Below are 23857 nucleotides of genomic sequence, written 5' to 3' on the forward strand. Positions count from 1 at the left end.
TTCCTTATCCGCCGATCGGTGCTTGCGCCGAGCGGGAATAATCGCTCTCACTGGAAAGAGGCGCAGTGCCTCGCCCAACCGGAGAGCTTTGTGGCAGAGGAAAGCGACCTCGAAAAAACCGAATCAGCCACCCCTCGGCGCTTGCAGAAAGCGCGCGAGGAGGGGCAGATCGCGCGTTCGCGGGAGCTTTCGACGTTCGCGCTGCTCGCCGCCGGCTTTTTCGGCGCGTGGGGCATGTCGGACAGCATCGGCGAGCATTTGCAGGCGATGCTGCGCGCGGCGTTCACGTTCGACCACGCCGGCGCTTTCGAAACGCACCGCATGATGATCGGCGCCGGCGCGGCGAGCCGCGAAGGGCTCTACGCCTTGCTGCCGATTCTCGCCGTCACTGGCGCGGCCGCCTTGCTCGCGCCGATGGCGCTGGGCGGCTGGCAACTGTCGACGAAAGGCCTCGAGCCCAAGTTCGAACGCCTGAATCCGATCGCCGGCCTCGGCAAGATTTTTTCGATCAACGGACCGATCCAGCTCGCCATGTCGCTCGCGAAGACGCTGGTGGTGGGCATTATCGGCGGCACGGCAATCTGGAACCGGCGCGAGGAGATCCTCGCGCTCGCCACGCAGCCGCTGCATCTCGCGCTCGCCAACACCGTGCATCTGATCGCCGTGTGCTGCGGGATGACGGTCGCGGGCATGTTCGTCGTCGCCGCGCTGGATGTGCCGTATCAACTGTGGCAGTTCCACAAGAAACTGCGCATGAGCAAGGAAGAAGTGAAGCGCGAGCATCGCGAAAGCGAAGGCGACCCGCATGTGAAAGGCCGGATTCGCCAGCAGCAGCGCGCGATTGCCCGCCGCCGCATGATGACGCAGGTGCCGAAGGCCGACGTCGTGGTCACGAACCCGACGCATTTCGCGGTCGCGCTGCAATACACGGACGGCGAGATGCGCGCGCCGAAGGTCGTCGCGAAGGGCGTGAACCTCGTGGCCGCGCGCATTCGCGAACTCGCTGCCGAAAACAACGTGCCGCTGCTGGAAGCGCCGCCGCTCGCGCGCGCGCTGTATCACAACGTCGAACTCAATCGCGAGATTCCCGGCCAGTTGTATGGCGCGGTCGCGGAAGTGCTCGCGTGGGTGTACCAGTTGCGGCGCTTCAAGACCGAAGGCGGCGACGTGCCGGTCGCACCGACCGAGCTCGAAGTGCCCGCGGAACTCGACAAGGGCGGTGTATCGGATGAAGACGCCGATCAGGAAGCCGCCGACACGCTTAACCCTGCTAACGAAGACGGAGCCTCCGCATGAACGCTCGCGCCGGTTTCCTCGCTCGACGGCCCGATGCCTTGAGCGGCACCAATTTACGCGCCCTCGCGGGCCCGGTGCTGATCTGCATGATCCTCGGCATGATGATTTTGCCGTTGCCGCCGTTCCTGCTGGATCTGCTGTTCACCTTCAACATCGCGCTTTCCGTGATGGTGCTGCTCGTCAGCATGTACACGATGAAGCCGCTCGACTTCGCCGCTTTCCCGAGCGTGCTGCTGTTCTCTACGTTGCTGCGGCTCTCGCTGAACGTCGCATCGACGCGCGTCGTGCTGCTCGAAGGCCATACCGGTCCTGACGCCGCGGGCCAGGTGATCGAGTCGTTCGGTCACTTCCTCGTGGGCGGCAACTTCGCGGTCGGTATCGTCGTCTTTATCATCCTGATGGTCATCAACTTCATGGTGATCACCAAGGGCGCGGGGCGGATCGCGGAAGTGTCCGCGCGCTTCACGCTCGACGCGATGCCCGGCAAGCAGATGGCGATCGACGCCGACCTGAACGCCGGTCTCATCAACGAAGAGCAGGCGCGCAAGCGTCGCGCGGAAGTGTCACAGGAAGCCGAGTTCTACGGCTCGATGGACGGCGCGAGCAAGTTCGTGCGCGGCGATGCGATTGCCGGCTTGCTGATCATGGTGATCAACATCTTCGGCGGGTTGATCGTCGGGATGGTCCAGCACGGCATGGACTTCGCGTCGGCGGGCAAGAACTACACGCTGCTCACCATCGGCGACGGCCTCGTCGCGCAGATTCCGTCGCTCGTGATTTCGACGGCCGCGGGCGTGATCGTGTCGCGTGTGGCAACGAATGAAGACATCGGCACGCAGCTTACCGGGCAGCTTTTCACGAACCCGCGCGTGCTGATGATCACCGGCTGCATTCTCGTACTGATGGGCTTGATTCCGGGCATGCCGCACTTCGCGTTTCTGATTCTCGGCGGCGGCCTGATCCAGCTCGGCCGCACGATGAAGAAGCGCGCCGAAGAGCGCAAGAACACAACGGCGCTCGTCGACGTCGCGCCGGCCGCGGTCACGCCGGTCGAGAACGCCGAAGCAAGCTGGGACGACGTGACGATGATCGACACGCTCGGCCTCGAAGTGGGTTACCGGCTGATTCCGCTCGTTGACAAGAATTCGGACGGCGAGTTGCTCAAGCGGATCAAGAGCATCCGCAAGAAGTTCGCGCAGGAAATCGGCTTCTTGCCGCCCGTCATTCATATTCGCGACAACCTGGAGTTGCGGCCGAACGGTTATCGGATCGCGCTCAAGGGCGTGGAAGTGGGCGTCGGCGAGGCGTATCCGGGCCAGTGGCTCGCGATCAATCCGGGCCAGGTGTCCGCCGCGCTGCCGGGCACGCCGACACAAGACCCGGCGTTCGGCTTGCCGGCTATCTGGATCGACACGAATCTGCGCGAACAGGCGCAGGTGTACGGCTACACGGTGGTCGATTCGAGCACGGTGGTCGCGACGCACCTGAATCACCTCGTGGTCACGCATGCGTCCGAACTGCTCGGCCGCCGCGAAGTGCAGGCGCTGCTCGAGCGGATGCAGAAGGACACGCCGTCGCTCGTCGACGATCTGGTGCCGAAGACGCTGCCGCTCACCACGCTGCAAAAGGTGCTGCAAAACCTGCTCGAAGAAGGCGTGCCGATTCGCGATCTGCGCACGATTCTCGAAGCGCTGTCCGAACACACGCCGAAGATCACCGACGCGCACGATCTCACCGCCGCCGTGCGTCTTGCGCTGGGCCGCGCGATCACGCAGCAGTGGTTCCCCGGCACCGGCGACATGCAGGTGATGGGCCTCGACTCGAATCTCGAACGTGTGCTGTCGCAGGCACTGTCGACGGGTTCCAACCCTGGCCTCGAGCCCGGCCTCGCGCATACGCTGATGACCGAAACGCAGAAGGCGATGAGCCGTCAGCAGAACATGGGACTCGCGCCGGTGCTGCTCGTGCAGCACGCATTGCGGCCGATGCTCGCGCGCTTCCTGCGCCGCAGCCTGCCGCAGTTGAAGGTGCTGTCGTATGCGGAAGTGCCCGATACGCGCAACATCAAGGTCGTGAATCTGATCGGCGCGCACGGTTAACGCGCGATCCGGCTTCACGTTCCAGTTATCGGCCGGCGCCTGTGGGCGCCGGTTTTCATTTCCGCGCCTGACTTTTCGCACCGCTCATGCACTGGGGCGTCCATGCTTCGCTCGTAAGGCCCGTTCGCTCGCACACGGGGCGGCATCTTGTGCCGATGCAAGCGCGTTAATCGCGGCGTGCGTCCATCGTCCGAATTACCCACGTTTAACGGCCTTTATCCACCGATCGTCGGTCGAGGGCTTTCGCAATAATGATCTCAATGGGAAGCGGTGTGTTGCCGGTCCGTCAGTCCGTTTACCTCATCGGGGGTCCAGCTTGAACATTCGTAAATTTATCGGTGCCACCAGTCGCGACGCACTGCGTCTCGTGCGCGAAGCACTGGGCGCCGACGCGGTCGTGCTGTCCAATCGAACCATGGACGACGGCAGTGTCGAGATCGTCGCATTGGCCGACAGCGACCTCGCGGCGATCACGCCGAAGGCTCCGCGCGCCGATGTGAGCGCAGCGCACTCCGCATCGACGAATATGGTGGCCGCGCAAGCCGCTCCGCGCGCGATGTCCGCGGCTCAGCCGATGCAGGCCAATCCGTACGCGAGCGGCATGCCGGACGTTTTCTCTTCGGTGTTCGGCGCGAGCCCGGAAGCCGGGACCGAGACGGCGGGCGGCTTCGCCGACCCGGCGCTCGCAGGCGGCCACGATGCGCAGCCTGCCGCTAGGATCGTTCCGAGCGCTGCGATGAATGCAGCGATGAATGCCGCCAAGCCGTCCGCCGCACAGGTCGACGCGCGCAAAGGTGCATCCGCGGCCACGGCCGCGGCGAATACGATGAACACGACAGCGGCGGCCGCGAAGCATTCGCCGGCGCCGCAATCGCAACAGATCCACGTCGGCCAGCCGAGCGCGCGCGCCGCAGCCGCGCGTCTGAACGACGACATGCGCGCCGATCTGCTGAAGGCCGCCGGCGTGCCGTCGACGTCCGCTGCATCCGCCTCCGATGTCGACGGGCCGCGCACGATGGCCGAGTCGAATCCGTGGCTGATCGATCACGCACGCCGCATCGCCGGCGAGCACGAATCGCACGGTGAATACGCCGCGCGTCCGGCAGCGATCACGCCGGCTGCCGCGATGGCCAGGGGCCTCGGCGCTGCCGTCGAACCCGGCCGCGCCACTGCACAGCAAGCGGACAACACGCCCGATTGGGCTCGCGAAGCTGCGCAAGTGGCCGCGCGCCGCGCTGCGCAGAAATTCGCGCCGTCGCCGTCTTCGTCTTCATCGCCGTCCTCCTCTTCCGCCGACGACGCGCGCACGCCCGCTGGCGTCGCCGAAGCGATCAAGGCGCGCATGGAGCAGGTCGTCAAGGAAACCGTGATGAGCGAGCTTTCGTCGCTGCGCGGCATGATGGAAGAACAGTTCGCGGGCCTCATGTGGGGCGACCGCCAGCGCCGCAATCCGTCGCACGGCGCGCTCACCAAGCATCTGTTCGCCGCCGGTTTCTCGGCGCAACTCGTGCAGATGATGGTCGACAACCTGCCCGAAGACGTCGACAACATGGACGACGGCATGGACTGGGTGCGCTCGGTGCTCGCCTCGAACCTGCCCGTGATGGAAGACGAAGACACGCTGATGGAACGCGGCGGCGTCTTCGCGCTGATGGGCCCGACGGGCGTCGGCAAGACCACGACCACCGCCAAGCTCGCCGCGCGCTGCGTGATGCGCTTCGGCGCCAGCAAGGTTGCATTGCTCACCACCGACAGCTACCGGATCGGCGGCCACGAACAACTGCGCATTTTCGGCAAGATTCTCGGCGTGTCGGTTCACGCGGTGAAAGACAGCGCCGACCTGCAACTCGCGCTCTCCGAACTGCGCAACAAGCACATCGTGCTGATCGACACGATCGGCATGAGCCAGCGCGATCGCCTCGTCTCCGACCAGATCGCGATGCTGAGCCGCGCCGGTCAGCCGGTGCAGCGCCTGTTGCTGCTCAACGCAACGAGCCACGGCGACACGCTCAACGAAGTCGTGCAGGCGTATCAGCGCGGGCCGGATCAACAGCCGCTCGCCGGCTGCATTCTGACCAAGCTCGACGAAGCCACCAACCTGGGCGGCGTGCTCGATACGGTGATCCGCTACAAGCTGCCGGTGCACTACGTGTCGACCGGTCAGAAGGTGCCGGAAAACCTGTACGTCGCGACCAAACGCTTCCTGCTCAAGAGCGCGTTCTGCATTCCGCGCGATCACTCGCCGTTCGTCCCGCATGACGACGACGTGCCCGCGTTGCTCTCCGCGCTTTCCGCGCGTTCGACCGCCGAACTGCATGAGGTTCGCTTTGGATAAGCTCGTCCCCGATCAGGCAGAAGGACTGCGGCGCCTCCTCGCGCGCAGCGGCTCGCGCGTGATTGCGGTGACCGGCGGGTCGATGGGCGCGGGCTGCACGACCACGGTGATCAATCTCGCCGCGGCGCTCGCGCAGCAAGGCAAGGACGTGCTCGTGCTCGACGAGCGCACGGGCGAAAAATCGGTGAGCGCGCTCGCCAGCAGCGTGCGCGGCGCGGGCAATTTTGTCGCCGTGATGCGCGGCGAGATGACGCTCGACGACGCCGCCACGCGGCATCCACTCGGCTTCTCGGTGCTGGCCGCCGCGCGTGCGCATCGCGAGAGTTATAGCGCGGCGCAGTTCGGCGTGCTGCTGCATGGCTCGGCCGACGTCGTGCTGATCGATGCGCAACTGGATCAGCAAGGGCACCTGTCGGCGCTCGCGATGCAGGCGCACGACGTGATGATCGTCACGCGCATGGCCGCTCAGGCGATCACCGACGCGTACGCGTGCATGAAGCGCCTGCACTACGCGCACGCGATCGCGCAGTTTCGCGTGCTGGTGAATCACGTGCAGAGCGTGGAAGACGCTCACACCGCTTTTGCAAACCTGGCCGGCGTGGCCAGCCGCTACCTCGCGGTGGCGCTCGAAGACGCCGGTTGCATTGCCGCCGATGCGCGGATGGCGCGAGCCGAAGAGTTGTCGCGTTGTGTCGTCGACGCATTTCCGTCGACACCGGCTGCGCGCGATTTCCGGCACCTCGCAGCCGAATTGCAGTACTGGCCGATGCGGCCAGCGATGTCGTCGCAAACGCCGTGGATGGCGCCTGCGACAGTTTCAGCGGCGCAACACGCCGACCAACCGTCTGCGCAGCACGCCTGAGTGGCGGCACAAGGACAAGGGGAGCACGATGTATAACGCTCAGGGAAAGATTTCCCAAGCCGATGTTTTGACGAAGTACGCACCGCTCGTGCGTCGGCTCGGCTTGCAGCTCGTGGCCAAGATGCCGGCCAGTGTCGATCTGGACGATCTGATCCAGGCCGGCATGATCGGCTTGCTCGATGCCGCGAGCCGCTATAAAGAAGATCAGGGCGCGCAGTTCGAGACCTACGCGAGCCAGCGGATTCGCGGCGCGATGCTCGACGAATTGCGCAGCAACGACTGGTTGCCGCGCAGCTTGCGGCGCACTTCGCGAGAAGTGGAAACGGCCGTGCACAAGGTCGAGCAGAATCTGGGCCGCTCGGCGAGCGAAACGGAGGTTGCCGAACACCTGCAAATGCCGCTCGACGAGTATCAGTCGATGCTGCAGGACCTGCACGGCAGCCAGCTGATCTACTACGAAGACTTCGACCGTTCCGCCGACGACGAACCGTTTCTCGACCGCTATTGCGTCGATCACTCGGACCCGCTTTCGGCCTTGCTCGACGACAGCCTGCGCTCGGCGCTCGTCGAGGCGATTGACCGCTTGCCGGAACGCGAGAAGCTCCTGATGTCGCTCTATTATGAGCGCGGCATGAACCTTCGCGAAATCGGCGCGGTGATGGAAGTCAGCGAGTCGCGCGTATGTCAGCTACACAGCCAGGCAGTGGCGCGTTTGCGCACGCGCCTGCGTGAAATGGCCTGGGCCAACGCCGAGGCGACGTGAGCGGCCGCCTCGCGCCGATGTATAACGAGGCGTAACAACGCAATAGCGAGGCAATAGCGTTACCGGTTGTGTGCCGGAGCATTTGCAAAGCGAGGGCGTTGCACACGCCGTTGCACGCGCCCGTTGCATGCACCTTCTCAAGCGTCCGCCATTTCGTGCTCGGCCGCGAGCGCGAGAAAAGCGGAACGCGACATGCCGTGCGCCTGCGCGTATTTGTCGATCTCATGCACCAACGCCTCGGGTAACGAGATGTTGATGCGCACCGCCTTCTTGAGCGCGGGAATGTTCCGGGTGGTCACGAAGCCCCACGTGAAACCCGCGTAGTCAGGATTACGCCGATGCTCGTCCAGCGTCAGTCTTTCGGGAATCGGCAAGCCTTCGTCGAGCAGCGTATCCAGATGCGCCTCGATCGCTTCTTTCGCGTTCGCGTAAGCCTCTTCCAGCGTGTCTCCCGCCGAATGACAGCCCGGAATATCCGGCACGACGACGCCGAACGCGTGCTGTGCGTCGCCCGCCTCGATGCCGACCGGAAAGATCAAGTTTTTCATTTCAGCCCTGCCTGTTTCAAGATGCTGTTCAGCGTGCCGGGCGGAAGATCCCTTTTTGGATGAGGGATGGTCACGAGCCCGGCTTTGAATGCGTGCCGGAAATGGTGATGGCTGCCCGATATTCGGATTAGCCGCCAACCGGCCGCGTGAATCAGTTTGACTACCTCGCCGCTGTTCATACTGCACTCCTCGTATCATACACACGATTACACAACCTCGCTAGAGTGGAATTTGCTGCCGTGGGTGACGGCGCCTGGGAAACGGGCGCAAACGGCACCGCTGCTGGAGCAAAAACCTCGTTGGGGAAAAGGAAGATTTGATCGCTTGCGGCGGACTAATGCCACCTGGCCGGATGGCCAACGTGCAAGGAGAAGGCGAGCGCGAGTGCGCGAGGGGATTGAAAAACGAAAGGGCTCGTCGTGGCGACGAGCCCTTTTTGATGATTTGCTAATGTGGCGTGACGCGGTTGGCGTTGGCGTGACGTGGCCTGCCTCACCCTAGCCGTGGCTAGCGTTGGTCACGCTGAGGCTGCACCGCGCTCCCGCGCGCCGACAGCGTCGCCGGAAAACGCAGAGGCCTGAAGCCGGGCGGGATCTAAACCGCCGCTGCCCGCGCCGGAATACGACCATCCGGGCCATAGAAGCCGGCCTTCTTCGGCACCACCACCTGCAATGCTTCCAGCGCCCGCTGGTTGTAGTCCATGCGCACGCGAATCAGCTCACCGTTGTTCGTATTGGCGCGGCGCGCGCGTTCGGCGGCTTTTTGCAGCAGCGACCATTGCGCGGCGAGCCGCTCGTCCGTGCTGGCGGCGAGTTCCATGCCGGCCCAGCCGCCCGGAAAACCCATGCCGGCGAGCAGTTCGTCGCGGCGGGCCTCGAGCTGCGCGAGCTCGCCGATCAGCGCGGTCTTTTTCTCGATGACCGAGGGCAGCAGTTCGACCGGCGACAAGGCAGTAAGCGCCTTCGTCTCCAGCGTCAGAACCGAGGCGAACGCCTCGACGGCGGAATACTCTTCGATGAGGGTGGCAAGCAGGGCGTCTTTCATCTCAACAACTCGCTGAAAACGGCGGCTCGCGCTGGATTTGCGAGCCGGGTTTGTCGAACGCCGCCCGGCCATTCACCGTACTTCGATGCGTCGATTAATTGCCGGTCGACGAGGATTTGTTCTGCAACAGTTCGCGCGCGGTGCTCAGCACGCCGTCGGCGATCTTGCCGGAGTCGATCTGGAGCGTGCCGTCCTTGATGGCCTGCTTGATCGACGCGACGTGCGCCGTGTCGATGTCGGCCGAGCCGGACGCCGCGAGGCTGCGCAAATGCTGCGACAGACCCGACAGGCTGACGCTGGCGTCGCCCGAGCCGCTGGAACTGGTTTGCGAGGCAGTGCTCGCGGTCTGCGCGCCGCTGTTCGCGGGCGCCGCGTCGCCTTGCTGCGGGCGGGACACGGCATCTTTCAACGTCGGCAGATTCGACTTGGTTTGGGAATCGACTTTCACGATTGGCTTCCTCTACGATTTGATTCTGATAACGGCAAGCGTCGATCAAAACTTTAGCGCAATCGCTCCAGCTTTTTCCTTGTCTATCAAGACGATCCGGCCCTGATACGGGCGGCGCGGCGCAAACGCTCGCCACGCGCGGATCGTTGTGTTTCACAGTTGAATCTCCACCGTCGAACCGTCCTTGACGATGCCCGAGATGACCTGGCCGTTGGCGGTCTTCACGCGAACCTGCTGACCGGGCGACGCGTTGTTCATCGCGCTGCCTTCCGCCGAAATCGCAAAACCGTCGCCGGCCGCGACGACGCGCACGGTTTGTCCGATCGATACCGCCGACGCGCTTTTCAGCATGTCGCGGCGCAGCGGCATGCCGGCGGAAACGCGCGTCAAAGTGACCGAGCCGAGCGCCTGCGACGGGTCGGTGACGATGGCCTGCGGCAAGCCCGTCAGATCGCCCTCGCGCGCGACGAGATCGGCGGCGGTGAGCACTTCGCCGGCCGACATCGCGCGGCTCGCGAGGTAATACGTGGCGTGCAGCGAAACGCGCGCCTGCAGATAAATCGTCCACGGACGCTGGCCCGCGCAGCGCACACCGACGGTCACGCGGCCCCACAGGCGCGCGCCGCTCGGCATGAACGGCTCGAGCATCATGCAAGCCGCGAGACCGCGCGGAAACGCGGGGGCGACCGTGATGTCCACCTTGCCCGGCAATCCCGCCGATTGCTGTTGCAGGAACGCAAGCGCGACGGCCCGGATCGCTTCGGGGTCTTGCTGGCCCGGGAGCGGCGTGGGCTGCGCAGCGGCAGCCGCTGTCGTAGTCGCAGCCGTGCGCGGATTCTGCTGCGCGGGCGCGGATGCGACCGTTGCCGCTGGCGCTGGCGCAACCGCTGATGCAACGGCCCGCGTCGCCGACACGCGAGCAGCCGCAGTATTCGTGGAATTCGCCGACGCTTTAGAGCGCTGCGCGACCGGTTTGCCGTCCGCGCCGAACTGCGGCGGCTCGCCGCGCGATGCGAGCGTTTCGAAGCCGTCGCTCGCCGAGGAGTCCGCCGATGCCGCAGTTCCCGAAACACCGACCGCTGCGCGGCTCATCGCGCTCGACGGCGCATTGACCGCGACCGGCTGAACGCCCGCGGCGTCTCTCGCGCTATTTGCCGGCGGCGCTGGCGTGACGACAACCGGCACGACGCGGCGCGAAGCCTGCATGGCATTAATACTGACGTTGGCGCGCGCGGGCGCGTCGGCCGGACTTGCCGTATCGCCAAGGTTCGCCGAACCGCCACGGCCCGGCGCGGGAATAGTAACGACGCCGTTCGCATCCGGCTTGAAACTCGTGCGAATCATCTGCGGCGCGGCAGGCGTTTCGCCGGCGCCCGCAATGACAATAGAGCCGCTCGCATTAGCGGCGCGCGCGAATGGATCGGCGTCGCGCGTCGACGGGCCACGGCCCAGCGATTGCGCGGTGGCCGCGGCGAGCGTGGCCGCCGAGCCCGTGCGTTTCGCGGGCGTCGCCTGCATATGTTCGGCAAGCGCGGCGAGCGCCGCCGGGTTCTGTTCGTTGGGACCGGCAATCACGATCGGGCCGTCCGCCTCGCCAGCATGCGCAGCATTGGCGAACAGCGCGACGCCGCCAGCCACAGACACCGACAGCGACGACCCCACCACAAGTCTTGCCACCGCGCGCAACACGGCCGCACTCATACGATGCCCCGCCGCGCTTCTTGCGCGGGGCGTCGGATCGAAAGTGGGCTGGTCCATCGCGGTTCTCCATCGAATGCATTCGGTACGCCTTGCATTCTATTGAGCGTGCCCTTTGCGCAAACGTTGAATAGAAGCCCCCTTTCCCGGTTATTCGTCCGATTGCTGCTTGCGTGCCGCCCATAAGATGCACCTCATGCAAAAAGGCTTTCCCGCTCGATGCAGCCCTCACGCGAGGTGCACGGGAAGCCTCGGGACCGTTCTCCGGAGATTCTTATGCTGGACAAACTCGATGCCGAATTCGCCTTTGGACGTGAAGCGCTCGATGTGCGCGCTTACCGTCAGGAGCTCCTGTCGTCGAATATCGCCAATGCCGACACGCCCGGCTACAAGGCGCGCGACGTCGACTTCGCTTCGTCGCTTGCGGGCGCGCTGAAAAAGACCGGCGCGGCCGGGCACACCGCGTCCAACACCGCGACGCTGCCGCTCGCGCAACCGGCCGGCGTGACGAGCGGAATGTCGATGGCGGCGACCGCGCAGGGCCACATGTCCGGCAAGTCGACGTTGAGCCCCGCAGGCGGCTCGCCCGACGACTACCGCAATCTGCAATACCGCGTGCCGACGCAACCGGCGCTCGACGGCAATACCGTCGACCTGGACACCGAGCGCGTGCAGTTCGCGGACAACACGTTGCACTTCGAATCGGGCATGACGGTGCTGTCGAGCCAGATCAAGACGATGCTGTCGGCGATCCAGTCGGGCTCGTAAGCGGCTAACGGCCGGATAACGGTCCGCACGCAAGGTCCGCACGCAAGGTCCGCACGCAAAGCAACACGCAGTACGCAAGAACAATCGCTACGGGAACTCATTTGAAGCCGGCTCTAACCGGCAGGAAAGGTCAGCAAACATGCCTTCTTTGATGAACATATTTGGTGTTGCAGGCTCCGCGATGTCGGCGCAGTCGCAACGGCTCAACGTGACGGCGTCGAACCTCGCCAACGCCGACAGCACGACCGGCCCGGACGGTCAGCCGTACAAGGCCAAGCAGGTCGTGTTCGGGGTTGCGCCGATCGGCGGCGCGCGCACCGGCTCCGGCCAGCAGGTCGGCGGCGTGCAGGTCACCGGCGTGGTCGACGACCCGACGCCGATGAAGACCGCCTACGACCCCGGCAATCCGGCGGCCAACGCGGATGGCTACGTCACGCTGCCGAACGTCGATCCGGTGCAGGAAATGGTGAACATGATTTCGGCGTCGCGCTCGTATCAGGCCAACGTCGAGACGCTGAACACCGCCAAGACCCTGATGCTGAAAACGCTCACGATCGGAACCTGAGGAGAGCCCCTTGACCACCAGCACCACCATCGGCAACAACGGCACGACCGTGTCGCAAACGCTGCTCGATACGATGAACGGCACGAACAGCACGGCCAGTTCAAGCAGCTCGAGCAGCTCGACGAGCGGCACGTCCGGCACCTCGGCGACCGATCTGCAGAACACCTTCCTGAGCCTGCTCGTCGCGCAGTTGAAGAACCAGGACCCGACCAATCCGATGGACAGCTCGCAGATGACCTCGCAGCTCGCGCAGATCAACACGGTGTCCGGCATCAGCCAGTTGAACACGACGTTGAGCTCGCTCGCGACGCAGATGTCGGCAGGCCAGCAGTCGCAAGCCGCGCTGCTGATCGGCTCGACCGTGCTCGCGCCGGGAAGCTCGGTGTCGGTCGCGAGTGGCAAGGCCGGCGCGTTCGGCGTGCAGCTCGCCAATTCGGTGAACGACCTGCAAGTCGTCGTGAAGAACTCGGCGGGCCAGATCGTCAAGACGATCGATCTCGGCAAGCAGTCCGCGGGCACGATTCCGGTTGGCTGGACGCCGACCGACTCGGCCGGCAACGCGCTGCCCGACGGCAACTACACGATCAGCGCGGTCGGCACGATCAACGGCCAGCAGGCCACGGCTACCACGCTCGCAAGCTCGACGGTGCAAAGCGTCGTCATGCAGAGCAACGGTACGCCGGGCCTCGTGCTGTCGAACGGCACGACGGTCGGGCTGACCAACGTGGCCGCCATCCTCTGATCCAGATTCAGATTCAGTCAGTTACGACTTTCCAGACACGGAGACCGTCATGGGTTACCAACAAGGTTTGAGTGGTTTGTCCGCATCGTCGAGCGATCTCGACGTGATCGGCAACAACATCGCCAACGCGAATACCGTTGGCTTCAAGAGCGGCGCGGCGCAATTCGCCGACATGTACGCGAATTCGGTGGCGACGGCCGTGGGCAACCAGATCGGCATCGGCACGAAGCTCTCGGAAGTGCAGCAGCAGTTTTCGCAAGGCACGATCACGAGCACGAACCAGGCGCTCGACGTCGCCATCAACGGCAACGGCTTCTTCCAGTTGTCGAACAACGGCTCGCTCGTGTATTCGCGCAACGGCGTGTTCCAGCTCGACAAGAACGGCTTCATCACGAACGCGCAGGGCCTGCAACTGATGGGCTATGCGGCGAACAGCACGGGCGTCATCAACACTGCGCAGACCGTGCCGCTGAGCGTGCCGACCGCGAACATCGCGCCGAAGGCGACCACTAACATTGCCGCCGGCCTGAACCTGAATGCGCAAGACCCGCTGATGCTCGGCACGCCGAGCGTCACCGCGGCCACGACGAACGCGGGCACGCTGACCACGCCTGGCGCGACGATCACCAACACGGCGTCGGGCACGAACAAGGACAACTACACCGTCACGTTCACCAGCGCGACGGCCTACACGGTGACCGACACGACGCTCGGCACCTCGACGACCGGCACCTACACGGCCGGCTCGCCGATCTCGCTCGGCAACGGCCAGACGGTCACGTTCAACGGCGTGCCCGCGACCGGCGACAGCTACGCGATCGCGCCGACGCCGGTGGCCTTCAACCAGAACAGCTCGTCGACGTATAACTACTCGACCAGCACGACGGTCTACGACACGCTCGGCGGTTCGCAGACGGTCAACATGTATTTCGCCAAGACCGCGGCCGGCACGTGGGACGTGTACGCCGGCGTGTCGACGGGCACGGCGTCGCTCGTGGGCCACGCGAACTTCAATTCGTCGGGCACGCTGCTCGGCACGACCGACGCTTCCGGCACGGCGACCACCACGCCGTACGTGTTCAACTTCTCGGTGCCGACCACCGACGGCTCGGCAACGCCCCAGGCGCTGACGCTCAACATTGCCGGCACCACGCAGTATGGCGGCAAGGACGGCGTGAACTCGCTGCAGCCCGACGGCTACGCGGCCGGTACGCTGACGAGCTTTACGATCGGCGCCGACGGCACGCTGACCGGCAACTACTCGAACCAGCAGACCGCGGCGCTCGGCCAGATCGTGCTCGCCAACTTCTCGAACCAGAACGGTCTCGTGAACCTCGGCAACAACGAATTCCAGCAGACGTCGCAATCGGGCGTCGCGCAGATTTCGGCGCCGGGTTCGACCAATCACGGCGTGCTGCAAGGCGGCGCGGTCGAGAACTCGAACGTGGATCTGACGAGCGAACTGGTGGACCTGATCACCGCGCAACGCAACTATCAGGCGAACGCGCAGACGATCAAGACGCAGCAGACCGTCGACCAGACGCTCATCAACCTGTAAGCGAGCAGGACGGACCCATCATGGATCGGCTGATCTACACCGCGATGTCGGGCAGCACACAAGCGCTCGAACAGCAGGCCATCGTTGCGAACAATCTGGCGAACGCGTCGACCACCGGTTTTCGCGCGCAGCTGGCGACTTTTCGCGCCGTGCCGATGTCGTTCGGCGACGGCAGTTCGATCAACGACAACACCACGCGTACCTTCGTGCTGTCGTCGACGCCGGGCGCGGACTACACGCCCGGCCCGATCCAGCAGACGGGCAATCCACTCGACGTCGCCATCGAAGGGCCGGGTTGGCTCGCCGTGCAAACCGCCGACGGCAACGAGGCCTACACGCGCGCCGGCAATCTTCACGTCGACCAGAACGGCCAGCTCGTGAACGCCACGAATCAGGTGGTGCTCGGCAACGGCGGGCCGATCTCGGTGCCGCCGGGTGCGCAGATCACCATCGGCCACGACGGCACGGTGACCGCGCTCACGCCGGGCGATCCGCCGACCGCTGTGGTGACGATCGATCAGCTCAAGCTGGTCAATCCCGATCCGCAAACGCTGACGCGCGGCGACGACGGCCTGTTTCGCACCGCCGACGGCAATCCCGCCGACGCCGATCCGGCCGTGGCGGTCGCGCCGGCATCGCTTGAAGGAAGCAACGTGAATCCGGTTAGCGCGATGGTCTCGATGATCACCAACGCGCGCCAGTTCCAGATGCAGACCAAGCTGCTGGAAAGCGCCGACAAGAACGATCAGTCGGCTAACCAGTTGCTGAGCTTTAGCTAACGGGCCGCTCACGCGCCCCTGGAGAGAGAAGGAATATGAATCGCTCACTTTACATCGCCGCTACCGGCATGAATGCGCAACAGTCGCAGATGGACGTGATCTCTAACAACCTCGCGAACGTCAGCACCAACGGCTTCAAGGGCTCGCGCGCGGTGTTCGAGGATCTGCTGTATCAGACCGTCCGCCAGCCTGGCGCGAACTCGACGCAGAACACCGAACTGCCGTCCGGCATCCAGCTCGGCACGGGTGTGCAGCAGGTCGCCACCGAGCGTCTGTACACGCAGGGCAATCTGCAGCAAACGGGCAACTCGAAAGACGTCGCCATCAACGGCCAGGGCTTTTTCCAGGTGCAGATGCCCGACGGCACCACGGCCTATACGCGCGACGGCTCGTTTCAGACCAACGCGCAAGGCCAGCTCGTCACGTCGAGCGGCTACCAGGTGATCCCAGCGATCACGGTGCCGACCAACGCGACGTCGCTGACCATCGGCAGCGACGGCGTGGTGTCGATCACGGTTGCGGGCTCGACCAACAGCCAGCAGCTCGGCTCAATGCAGATCGCGACCTTCATCAACCCGGCCGGTCTCGACGCCAAGGGTGAAAACCTGTTCGCGGAAACGGCATCGTCGGGTGCGCCGAACGTCGCGCAGCCTGGCCTGAACGGCGCGGGCACGTTGAATCAGGGCTACGTGGAAGCATCGAACGTGAACGTGGTGCAGGAACTGGTGAACATGATCCAGACGCAGCGCGCTTACGAAATCAACAGCAAGGCCGTGACGACGTCCGACCAGATGTTGCAGACGCTTAGCCAGATGCAGATTTAACGCGGTAGCCAGCAGGAATTAACAGGCGGTAATCAAGATGTCGTACTTCACTCGTAATCCGGTTCGTTCGCGCATGGCCGCGGCGCTCGTGCAGCTCACGCTGCTCGCCGCGCTCGGCGGTTGCGGCCTCGTGCCGAAGCAGCCGATCACGCAGCAGCCGATGACGGCCATGCCGCCGATGCCGCCGCAAGCGCAGTCGCCCGGCTCGATCTACAACCCGGGTTACGCGGGCCGGCCGTTGTTCGAAGACCAGCGGCCGCGCAATGTCGGCGACATCCTGACGATCGTGATTCAGGAAAACGTCAACGCGACGAAGTCTTCCGGCGCGGGCGTGAACCGCAACGGCACGACGAGCTTCGACGTGCCGACGGCGGGCTTCCTCGGCGGCCTGTTCGGCAAGGCGAACCTGAGCGCGAGCGGCGCCAACAAGTTCACCTCGACAGGCGGCGCTAACGCGTCGAACACGTTCAACGGCACGATCACCGTGACGGTGACCGGTGTGCTGCCGAACGGCAACCTGATGGTCAGCGGCGAAAAGCAGATGCTGATCAACCAGGGCAACGAGTTTGTGCGCTTCTCGGGCGTCGTCAATCCGAACACGATCTCGAACCTGAACGCCGTGTACTCCACGCAGGTGGCCGACGCCAAAATCGAATACTCCGCGAAGGGCTATGTCGACGAAGCGGAGAACATGGGCTGGCTGCAACGCTTCTTCCTTAACGTGTCGCCGTGGTGATCATGGGTACTGTTTCATTCCGCTTCTCAGCGCTTGCCGGCAGGATCGGCCGGACGCTCGCCTTCGTCGCGCTCGCGTGTGCGGCGCTGCCGGCGGCGACGCCCGCTCATGCGGAGCGTCTGAAAGACCTCGTGCAGATCCAGGGCGTGCGCGACAATCCGCTGATCGGCTACGGCCTCGTCGTCGGTCTCGACGGCACGGGCGACCAGACCACGCAAACGCCGTTCACCACGCAGACGCTCGCCAACATGCTGGCGAACCTCGGCATCTCGATCAACAACCAGGCGGCCGGTTCGAGCAACCAGCAATCGTCGCTGTCGAACATCCAGTTGAAGAACGTCGCCGCGGTGATGGTGACGGCGGTGCTGCCGCCGTTCGCGCGTCCGGGCGAACAGATCGACATCACGGTGTCGTCGCTCGGCAATGCGAAGAGCCTGCGCGGCGGCACGCTTTTGCTCACGCCGCTCAAGGGCGCCGACGGCCAGGTGTACGCGCTCGGCCAGGGCAATCTCGCGGTCGGCGGCGCGGGCGCAAGCGCGAACGGCAGCAAGGTGCAGGTCAATACGCTGGCGGCGGGCCGCATTGCGGGCGGCGCGATCGTCGAACGCGCGGTGCCGACCTCGGTGTCGCAAGCGGGCACGATGCAGCTCGACCTGAACGAAATGGACTACGACACGACGCAGCGCGTGGTGGCCGCGGTGAACAACGCATTCGGCGGCGGCACGGCGACGGCGCTCGACGGCCGCACGATCCAACTGCGCGCGCCGAGCGATCCCGAGCAGCAGGTCGCCTTCATGGCGCAGTTGCAGAACCTGGATGTGAAACCGGCGCAAGCAGCCGCGAAGGTGATTCTCAACGCGCGCACCGGCTCCATCGTGATGAACCAGATGGTCACGCTGCAGAGCTGCGCGGTCGCGCACGGCAATCTGTCGGTCGTGATCAACACGCAGCCGGTGGTGAGCCAGCCCGGCGCGTTCTCGAACGGCCAGACGGTCGTCGCAAAGCAGTCGCAGATTCAGATGAAGCAGGACAACGGCGCACTCAAGATGGTGACGGCCGGCGCGAACCTCGCCGAAGTCGTGAAGGGGCTCAACGCATTGGGTGCGACGCCCGCGGATCTCATGTCGATCCTGCAGGCGATGAAAGCGGCGGGCGCTCTGCGCGCCGACCTGGAAATCATCTAAGGAAGACAGCAGATGAATTCGGATACGACCAATTCCGCCGCGGCGGCGAACGATCTCAGCCAGCGCTTCGCGCTCGACGTGCAGGGTTTCGCGAAGCTGAGCGCGCAGGCGAAGGCATCGCCGCAAGCCGGCATGAAAGTGGCCGCGCAGCAGTTCGACGCGGTCTTCACGCAGATGATGCTCAAGAGCATGCGCGATGCGACGCCGCAGGACGGCCCGTTCGACTCGCATGACACGGCCACCTTCACGTCGATGATGGACCAGCAGTTGTCGCAGCATCTGTCGCAGAAGGGAATCGGCGTGGCCGACGCGATGCTCAAGCAGTTGATGCGCAACCAGGGCATGCAGGTAAGCGGCGCCAATGGAGCCAATGGCGCAGGCGGCCTTGCCGGCATGGCCAATGCGCTCGGCGGCGGCAGCGGCGGCGACGAAGGCCAGACCGCGGCGCTCAACGCGCTCGCCAAGGCATACGGCAATGCGCAGGCGAACGGTCAGCTCGCGATGGGCAAGGGCTACTCGGCCAACAGCGCGCTCACGCCGCCGTTAAAGGGCGACGGCAGCTCGCCGAAGGTCGACGCTTTCGTCGACAAGCTCGCGGGTCCGGCGCAGGCCGCGAGCGCCGCGACCGGCATTCCGGCGCGCTTCATCATCGGCCAGGCCGCGCTCGAATCCGGCTGGGGCAAGAGCGAGATCAAGAAGGCGGACGGCACGACGAGCCACAACGTGTTCGGCATCAAGGCGACGAAGGACTGGACCGGCAAGACGGTTTCCACGCTCACCACCGAGTATGTGCACGGCAAGCCGCAGCGCGTGGTCGAGAAATTCCGCGCGTATGACTCGTATCAGGAAGCCATGACCGATTACGCGAGCCTGCTCAAGGGTAATCCGCGTTACGCGCAGGTCATCAATTCCGCGCATGACGTAAAGGGTTTTGCCAACGGCATGCAGCGCGCCGGTTATGCAACCGATCCGCATTACGCGAAAAAACTGATGTCGATTATGGACAAGATGGGTTGAAGAGAGCATGCGACGGGGCCACGCGCGTGACAAGACGGAAGAGGCCGGCTGCCGGAGGGCAGCCGGTCTACCCGCGAAACCGGGTGTGAAAACCGGCGCGGCCAATAAACGTGGTTAAAAAACGGCCGACGATTTACCGACGCGTTATCGGCGAGTTACCCGAGCTTTAACGTTTGCGCGAAGCGACTCTAAATAATTCATTGGGCGCCCCTAAATTTTAGCGGGATACTGCCGCTAATCCGTTAGAGCCCATACCGGAAGCGTCAATGTCCGGTTGAATGCGCGTGCCGCGGTCCGCAGAAAAAAGACCGCCCGAAAGCCCCGGCAGGAGCTCTGGCACGTGCCCGCAAGAACATGCATACCGGCAAGCCCATGGAAACCAATCAGTCGAACGGCCAAACCGACACGCAGATGCAGCCGCACGTTCCGTTAGACGACAGCGCCCACGATTTCGGCCGTCGTAATCCGCTGGAAATCGGCGTTCAATTGCGCAATCTCGTCAATCGGGGCGACTTCCTCACCGTGCAATACGCGGGCGGCCAACTGGTCACACGCCTGCTCGACGTCGATGTGCGCGGGCGCACCTTCACGTTCGACTGGGGCGCGTTGTCGGATCAGAACCGCGGCCTGCTCGCCGCCGCGAGCTGCCAGTTTCACGCGGCGCCCGAGGGCGTGCGCATGGAGTTCGGCACAGGCACGCCGCGCGAAACGCGCTTCGAAGGATTGCCGGCATTCGAAGCCGACTTTCCGGAAGTGCTGTTCTATGTGCAACGCCGCGAGTATTTCCGCGTCGACGCACCGATTCTCGATCCGTATGTATGCACCGGCCGTCTGCCGGAAGGCGATTCGTTCCGCTTCGAAGTGCACGACCTGTCGCTCGGCGGCGTCGGCATGCGCACCGCCGACGAACGTGTGGCGGAATTGCCCATGGGCACGCGTCTGGACGACTGCGAACTGGTGCTCGGCTCATTGGGGCGTCTGTCGCTCGATCTGCAGCTCGTGTCGCATCGGTCGCTCGCGCTGCCTAACGGCACGCAGCGTTACCAGCTCGGCTTCCGTTTTCTGACGCTGCCGGGCAGCGCGGAAAACACGCTGCAGCGTCTCATCACGCAACTCGAAATGAAGCGCCGCTCGCTCGTTCGCTAACGGACGGGCGGGAGCAGAGGCGAAGCAGAAGCGAAGCGCGCGGGGTGTATGCAGGCCCGCGCCGCATCGGCCTCGCAAACGTTGCATCAACGTTGAACCAAAGTCTCACAAGCGTCGTGAATGGCCTCAATTTTCCGTCGCAAAAGCCGTTAAACAGTCTGTTCAAGTAACGCGGCGGCATGTGTACGGTGTCGCCCTTCAGGATGACGCATGTCCAATCTCATCAATCTCGGCCTCAGTGGACTGAACGCAGCCCAGTGGGGACTCACGACGACCGGCCAGAACATCAGCAATGCGTCGACGCCGGGCTACACCATTGAAACGCCGGTCTTCGCGGAAACGGGCGGCCAGTACACGGGTTCGGGCTTCCTGCCGCAGGGCGTCTCGACCGTCACCGTCACGCGTCAATACAGCCAGTATCTGACGACGCAGCTCAACAACGCGCAGTCGTCGAGCAGCTCGCTGGCCACCTACAACTCGTTGATCTCGCAACTGAACAACCTCGTCGGCAGCCCGACTGCCGGCCTTGCCAGTGCGATCACGGGTTATTTCACGGGCATGCAGAACGTCTCGAACAATGCTTCGAGCCTCGCCACGCGCCAGACGGCGATGAGCGGCGCGCAGACGCTCGCGAACCAGATCAACGCCGCCGGCCAGCAATACGATGCGCTGCGCGAAAGCGTCAACACGCAGTTGAGCAACACGGTTTCGCAGATCAATAGCTACACGCAGCAGATCGCGCAGTTGAACGGCCAGATTTCCGCTGCCAGCACGCAAGGCCAGCCGCCGAACCAGTTGCTGGATCAGCGCGACCTCGCCGTGTCGAATCTGTCGCAACTGATCGGCGTGCAGGTCGTCAACAGCAACGGCAGCTACGGCGTGTTCATGAGCAACGGCCAGCCGCTCGTGTCGGGCGGCAACAGCTTCAACCTGGGTACAGCGCCTTCGACGGGCGATTCGAGCGAACTGTCCGTGCAGTACCTCGGCCAGGCGGGCGCGAATCCGGCCGCGGCGCCGCAAATTCTGCCGGACAGCAAGATTGACGGCGGCACGCTCGGCGGTCTCCTCGCGTTCCGCAGCCAGACGCTCGATCCGGCGGAAGCGCAACTCGGCGCGATCGCCGTCAGCTTCGCGTCGCAGGTCAACGCGCAGAACGCGCTCGGCATCACGCTTGCGGGCGTGCAAGGCGGCGCGCTGTTCTCCGTCGGCGGCCCGACCGTCTACGCGAACACGCAGAACACCGGCAATGCGTCGCTCAACGTGTCGTTCGCGAACCCCGCGCAGCCGACCACCGGCGACTACACGCTCGCCTACAACGGCACCGGCTACACGCTGACCGACAATTCGACGGGCACCGTGGTCGGTTCCGCGGCCAACCTGAGCCAGCCGATCAACGGCCTGAACTTTTCGACCACCGGCACCATGAATCCCGGCGACTCGTTCACGGTCGAACCGACCCGCGGCGCGTTGAACAGCTTCGCGACCGTGACCACGGACGGCTCCGCAATCGCAGCAGCATCGCCGGTACTCGGCTCGGCCGCGTCGACCAACACCGGCACCGGCGCGATCTCGCAAGGCACGGTCACGGCCGGCTACACGATGCCGAGTTCGACCACCACGCTCACCTACAACGGCACGGGCCTCACCGGCTTCCCGGTCGGCTCGACGGTGACGGTGGCCGGTTCACCGGCAACAACCTATCCGATCACGAGCGCGACGACCGTCGTGCCGTATTCGTCGGCGACCGGCGCGAGTCTCACGATCAACAACACGACGGCCGGCCAGATGGACAAGGTGTCGGTGACGATCAGCGGCGTGCCTTCTGCCGGCGACAAGTTCACCATCGGCCCGAACAGCGGCGCGAACAACGACGGCCGCAACGCGCTTGCGCTGTCGAACCTGTCCACGGCGAAATCGATGAACGGCGGCACGGTCACGCTGACGGGCGCGTATGCAAACTACGTCAACGACATCGGCAACCAGACGAACCAGATCCAGACTTCGAGCACGGCGCAGGCTTCGCTCGTGACGCAGATCACCACCGCGCAGCAGTCGGTGTCGGGCGTCAACATCAACGAAGAAGCAGCCAATCTGCTTCAGTATCAGCAGCTCTATCAGGCGAACAGCAAAGTCATTCAGACCGCGCAGACCCTGTTCCAGACGCTGCTCGGCATCTTCCAGTGAGGCGTTGAACATGCGCATCTCCAGCACGCAGTACTTCACTATGAACGTCGCGACGATGAGCGATCAGCAAGCTCAGTTGTCGCAGCTTTACGCGCAGATCTCGAGCGGCGTGAGCCTTTCCACGCCGTCGGACAATCCGCTCGGCGCGGCGCAGGCCGTGCAATTGAGCTCGACGGCGACGACTCTCGCGCAGTACACGAGCAACCAGAACACGGCCCTCGCGTCGCTGCAACTCGAGTCCACGACGCTCGGCAGCGTGACCGACGTGCTGCAAAAAGTCCACACGCTCGTGCTGAACGCCGGCGACGGTGCGCTGAACAACGGCGACCGCGGCTCCATCGCAACGGAACTGCAAAGCTTGCGCAGCCAGTTGATGACGCTCGCCAACGCAACCGATCCGCAGGGCAACTACCTGTTCGCCGGTTATCAAAGCAGCGCGCAGCCGTACAACACGAATTCGGCCGGCGTGGTCACCTATTCGGGCGACACCGGCATCCCGGCCGTGCAGATCACCGACTCGCACCTCGTGCAGACCTCGGACAACGGCATTTCGATCTTCAGCAGCGTCGCGCCCATCGGCACGAGCTCGGTTCCGGCGGGGGCCGCGGCTAACACGGGCACGGGCGTCATCGGCACGGTGAGCCTCAATAACCCGACCGATCCGACGAACAACAACACGTACTCGATCAACTTCTCGTCGTCGACGACTTACACCGTCAGCCAGACCGATCCGGCGACCGGCGCGGTCACGACGAGCGGCCCGCAAGCCTTCACCGCAGGCTCGGCGATCACGCTCGGCGGCCAGTCGGTGACGATCAGCGGCGCGCCGAATGCGGGCGACAGCTTCTCCGTCACGCCGGCCACGCAAGGCAGCATGGACGTGTTCGCGAACCTGAGCCAGTTGATCAGCACGCTGCAATCGCCGATCTCGGGCGGCGCGTCGACGGCGAGCTACCAGAGCGCGCTCGTCACCAGCATGACGCAGCTCGAGAACACGATCAACAACGTCGTGACCGCGACGGCGACCGTGGGCGGACGCTCGCAGGAAGTGCAGGCGCTGCAGAAGGTGACGCAAAACAATACGCTGCAAACGGCGAGCAACCTGTCGGATCTGACGCAGACGGACATGATCAAGACCGTCGGCAAATACACGCTGGCGCAGAACGCGTTGCAAGCGGCACAGCAGGCGTTCGTGAAGATTCAGAACTTGTCGTTGTTCCAGTACCTGAACTGATCGCGCGAGCGGCGAGCCGCTCAAATG

22 protein-coding genes are annotated in these 23857 nt (G+C 64.4%); 17 read left to right on the plus strand and 5 right to left on the minus strand.

What is annotated here, in order from left to right:
- Positions 1-90 precede the first annotated feature (90 nt).
- The 5 genes from flhB (at position 91) to C8K18_RS23415 (ending at position 7355) form a co-directional block, all read left to right on the plus strand.
- Complete coding sequence (flhB, locus tag C8K18_RS23395; protein ID WP_107709973.1) at positions 91-1296, plus strand: flagellar biosynthesis protein FlhB; 1206 nt, start codon at positions 91-93, stop codon at positions 1294-1296.
- Positions 1293-3395, plus strand: coding sequence for a flagellar biosynthesis protein FlhA (flhA, locus tag C8K18_RS23400; protein ID WP_006050910.1), 2103 nt, complete (start codon positions 1293-1295; stop codon positions 3393-3395). Before flhB ends, flhA begins: the two co-directional genes overlap by 4 nt.
- 316 nt (positions 3396-3711) lie before the next feature.
- Positions 3712-5730, plus strand: coding sequence for a flagellar biosynthesis protein FlhF (gene flhF, locus C8K18_RS23405; protein ID WP_107709971.1), 2019 nt, complete (start codon positions 3712-3714; stop codon positions 5728-5730).
- A complete protein-coding gene (locus C8K18_RS23410; protein WP_107709969.1) occupies positions 5723-6592 on the plus strand; it encodes an AAA family ATPase in 870 nt (289 codons plus the stop codon). Before flhF ends, C8K18_RS23410 begins: the two co-directional genes overlap by 8 nt.
- A 28-nt stretch (positions 6593-6620) precedes the next feature.
- Positions 6621-7355, plus strand: coding sequence for an RNA polymerase sigma factor FliA (locus C8K18_RS23415; protein WP_006050913.1), 735 nt, complete (start codon positions 6621-6623; stop codon positions 7353-7355).
- Between the two features lie 137 nt (positions 7356-7492).
- On the opposite strand, the gene C8K18_RS23420 is transcribed toward C8K18_RS23415, so the two are convergent.
- The 5 genes from C8K18_RS23420 to flgA form a co-directional block, all read right to left on the minus strand.
- Complete coding sequence (locus tag C8K18_RS23420; RefSeq protein ID WP_006050914.1) at positions 7493-7903, minus strand: type II toxin-antitoxin system HicB family antitoxin; 411 nt, start codon at positions 7901-7903, stop codon at positions 7493-7495.
- Entirely contained in the window at positions 7900-8082 is a 183-nt protein-coding gene (locus C8K18_RS23425; RefSeq protein WP_006050915.1) for a type II toxin-antitoxin system HicA family toxin, read from the minus strand. Before C8K18_RS23425 ends, C8K18_RS23420 begins: the two co-directional genes overlap by 4 nt.
- A gap of 415 nt (positions 8083-8497) precedes the next feature.
- Positions 8498-8947, minus strand: coding sequence for a flagella synthesis protein FlgN (locus tag C8K18_RS23430; RefSeq protein ID WP_006050916.1), 450 nt, complete (start codon positions 8945-8947; stop codon positions 8498-8500).
- 94 nt (positions 8948-9041) lie between these two features.
- The gene (gene flgM, locus C8K18_RS23435; RefSeq protein WP_107709967.1) at positions 9042-9395 is read right to left on the minus strand and encodes a flagellar biosynthesis anti-sigma factor FlgM; all 354 of its coding nucleotides are present in this window, start codon (positions 9393-9395) and stop codon (positions 9042-9044) included.
- Between the two features lie 153 nt (positions 9396-9548).
- The gene (flgA, locus tag C8K18_RS23440; protein ID WP_107709965.1) at positions 9549-11153 is read right to left on the minus strand and encodes a flagellar basal body P-ring formation chaperone FlgA; all 1605 of its coding nucleotides are present in this window, start codon (positions 11151-11153) and stop codon (positions 9549-9551) included.
- A gap of 216 nt (positions 11154-11369) precedes the next feature.
- On the opposite strand from flgA, the gene flgB reads away from it, so the two are divergent.
- The 12 genes from flgB (at position 11370) to flgL (ending at position 23830) form a co-directional block, all read left to right on the plus strand.
- Complete coding sequence (gene flgB / locus C8K18_RS23445) at positions 11370-11861, plus strand: flagellar basal body rod protein FlgB (protein WP_006050919.1); 492 nt, start codon at positions 11370-11372, stop codon at positions 11859-11861.
- A 139-nt stretch (positions 11862-12000) separates the two neighbouring features.
- Positions 12001-12426, plus strand: a complete 426-nt coding sequence (gene flgC, locus C8K18_RS23450) for a flagellar basal body rod protein FlgC (protein ID WP_029970946.1) — start codon at positions 12001-12003, stop codon at positions 12424-12426.
- A gap of 10 nt (positions 12427-12436) precedes the next feature.
- Complete coding sequence (gene flgD / locus C8K18_RS23455) at positions 12437-13168, plus strand: flagellar hook assembly protein FlgD (protein ID WP_029970944.1); 732 nt, start codon at positions 12437-12439, stop codon at positions 13166-13168.
- Between the two features lie 49 nt (positions 13169-13217).
- On the plus strand, positions 13218-14726 hold the full coding sequence (locus tag C8K18_RS23460) for a flagellar hook protein FlgE (protein WP_006050922.1): 1509 nt from the start codon (positions 13218-13220) through the stop codon (positions 14724-14726).
- A 20-nt stretch (positions 14727-14746) separates the two neighbouring features.
- Positions 14747-15505: a flagellar basal-body rod protein FlgF gene (gene flgF, locus C8K18_RS23465; protein WP_006050923.1), complete on the plus strand. Its 759-nt coding sequence runs from the start codon at positions 14747-14749 to the stop codon at positions 15503-15505.
- A gap of 35 nt (positions 15506-15540) precedes the next feature.
- Positions 15541-16329 carry a flagellar basal-body rod protein FlgG gene (flgG, locus tag C8K18_RS23470; protein WP_006050924.1) on the plus strand — a complete coding sequence of 263 codons (789 nt, stop codon included), beginning with the start codon at positions 15541-15543 and terminating at the stop codon, positions 16327-16329.
- Between the two features lie 37 nt (positions 16330-16366).
- Positions 16367-17065, plus strand: coding sequence for a flagellar basal body L-ring protein FlgH (flgH, locus tag C8K18_RS23475; RefSeq protein WP_006050925.1), 699 nt, complete (start codon positions 16367-16369; stop codon positions 17063-17065).
- 2 nt (positions 17066-17067) lie between these two features.
- A complete protein-coding gene (locus tag C8K18_RS23480; protein ID WP_029970942.1) occupies positions 17068-18249 on the plus strand; it encodes a flagellar basal body P-ring protein FlgI in 1182 nt (393 codons plus the stop codon).
- A gap of 12 nt (positions 18250-18261) precedes the next feature.
- The gene (gene flgJ / locus C8K18_RS23485; RefSeq protein ID WP_107709963.1) at positions 18262-19266 is read left to right on the plus strand and encodes a flagellar assembly peptidoglycan hydrolase FlgJ; all 1005 of its coding nucleotides are present in this window, start codon (positions 18262-18264) and stop codon (positions 19264-19266) included.
- A gap of 372 nt (positions 19267-19638) precedes the next feature.
- A complete protein-coding gene (locus C8K18_RS23490; protein ID WP_029970940.1) occupies positions 19639-20412 on the plus strand; it encodes a flagellar brake protein in 774 nt (257 codons plus the stop codon).
- 210 nt (positions 20413-20622) lie between these two features.
- Positions 20623-22596 carry a flagellar hook-associated protein FlgK gene (gene flgK / locus C8K18_RS23495; RefSeq protein ID WP_006050930.1) on the plus strand — a complete coding sequence of 658 codons (1974 nt, stop codon included), beginning with the start codon at positions 20623-20625 and terminating at the stop codon, positions 22594-22596.
- A gap of 10 nt (positions 22597-22606) precedes the next feature.
- Positions 22607-23830, plus strand: coding sequence for a flagellar hook-associated protein FlgL (gene flgL / locus C8K18_RS23500; protein ID WP_029970939.1), 1224 nt, complete (start codon positions 22607-22609; stop codon positions 23828-23830).
- The last annotated feature ends 27 nt before the right edge of the window (positions 23831-23857 follow it).

Source organism: Paraburkholderia sp. GV068, from assembly GCF_003058125.1.
Lineage (GTDB): Bacteria > Pseudomonadota > Gammaproteobacteria > Burkholderiales > Burkholderiaceae > Paraburkholderia > Paraburkholderia graminis.

Excerpts from the sequence above, each read along its gene's own strand:
- C8K18_RS23420 (WP_006050914.1), bottom strand. The coding sequence starts at position 7,903 with ATGAAAAACTTGATCTTTCCGGTCGGCATCGAGGCGGGCGACGCACAG.
- flgL (WP_029970939.1), top strand. The coding sequence starts at position 22,607 with ATGCGCATCTCCAGCACGCAGTACTTCACTATGAACGTCGCGACGATG.
- flgJ (WP_107709963.1), top strand. The coding sequence starts at position 18,262 with ATGAATTCGGATACGACCAATTCCGCCGCGGCGGCGAACGATCTCAGC.
- flgC (WP_029970946.1), top strand. The coding sequence starts at position 12,001 with ATGCCTTCTTTGATGAACATATTTGGTGTTGCAGGCTCCGCGATGTCG.
- C8K18_RS23415 (WP_006050913.1), top strand. The coding sequence starts at position 6,621 with ATGTATAACGCTCAGGGAAAGATTTCCCAAGCCGATGTTTTGACGAAG.
- C8K18_RS23480 (WP_029970942.1), top strand. The coding sequence starts at position 17,068 with ATGGGTACTGTTTCATTCCGCTTCTCAGCGCTTGCCGGCAGGATCGGC.
- flgF (WP_006050923.1), top strand. The coding sequence starts at position 14,747 with ATGGATCGGCTGATCTACACCGCGATGTCGGGCAGCACACAAGCGCTC.
- flgA (WP_107709965.1), bottom strand. The coding sequence starts at position 11,153 with ATGGACCAGCCCACTTTCGATCCGACGCCCCGCGCAAGAAGCGCGGCG.
- flgH (WP_006050925.1), top strand. The coding sequence starts at position 16,367 with ATGTCGTACTTCACTCGTAATCCGGTTCGTTCGCGCATGGCCGCGGCG.
- flhA (WP_006050910.1), top strand. The coding sequence starts at position 1,293 with ATGAACGCTCGCGCCGGTTTCCTCGCTCGACGGCCCGATGCCTTGAGC.
- C8K18_RS23460 (WP_006050922.1), top strand. The coding sequence starts at position 13,218 with ATGGGTTACCAACAAGGTTTGAGTGGTTTGTCCGCATCGTCGAGCGAT.
- flgK (WP_006050930.1), top strand. The coding sequence starts at position 20,623 with ATGTCCAATCTCATCAATCTCGGCCTCAGTGGACTGAACGCAGCCCAG.
- C8K18_RS23425 (WP_006050915.1), bottom strand. The coding sequence starts at position 8,082 with ATGAACAGCGGCGAGGTAGTCAAACTGATTCACGCGGCCGGTTGGCGG.
- C8K18_RS23430 (WP_006050916.1), bottom strand. The coding sequence starts at position 8,947 with ATGAAAGACGCCCTGCTTGCCACCCTCATCGAAGAGTATTCCGCCGTC.
- flgB (WP_006050919.1), top strand. The coding sequence starts at position 11,370 with ATGCTGGACAAACTCGATGCCGAATTCGCCTTTGGACGTGAAGCGCTC.
- C8K18_RS23490 (WP_029970940.1), top strand. The coding sequence starts at position 19,639 with ATGGAAACCAATCAGTCGAACGGCCAAACCGACACGCAGATGCAGCCG.
- flgG (WP_006050924.1), top strand. The coding sequence starts at position 15,541 with ATGAATCGCTCACTTTACATCGCCGCTACCGGCATGAATGCGCAACAG.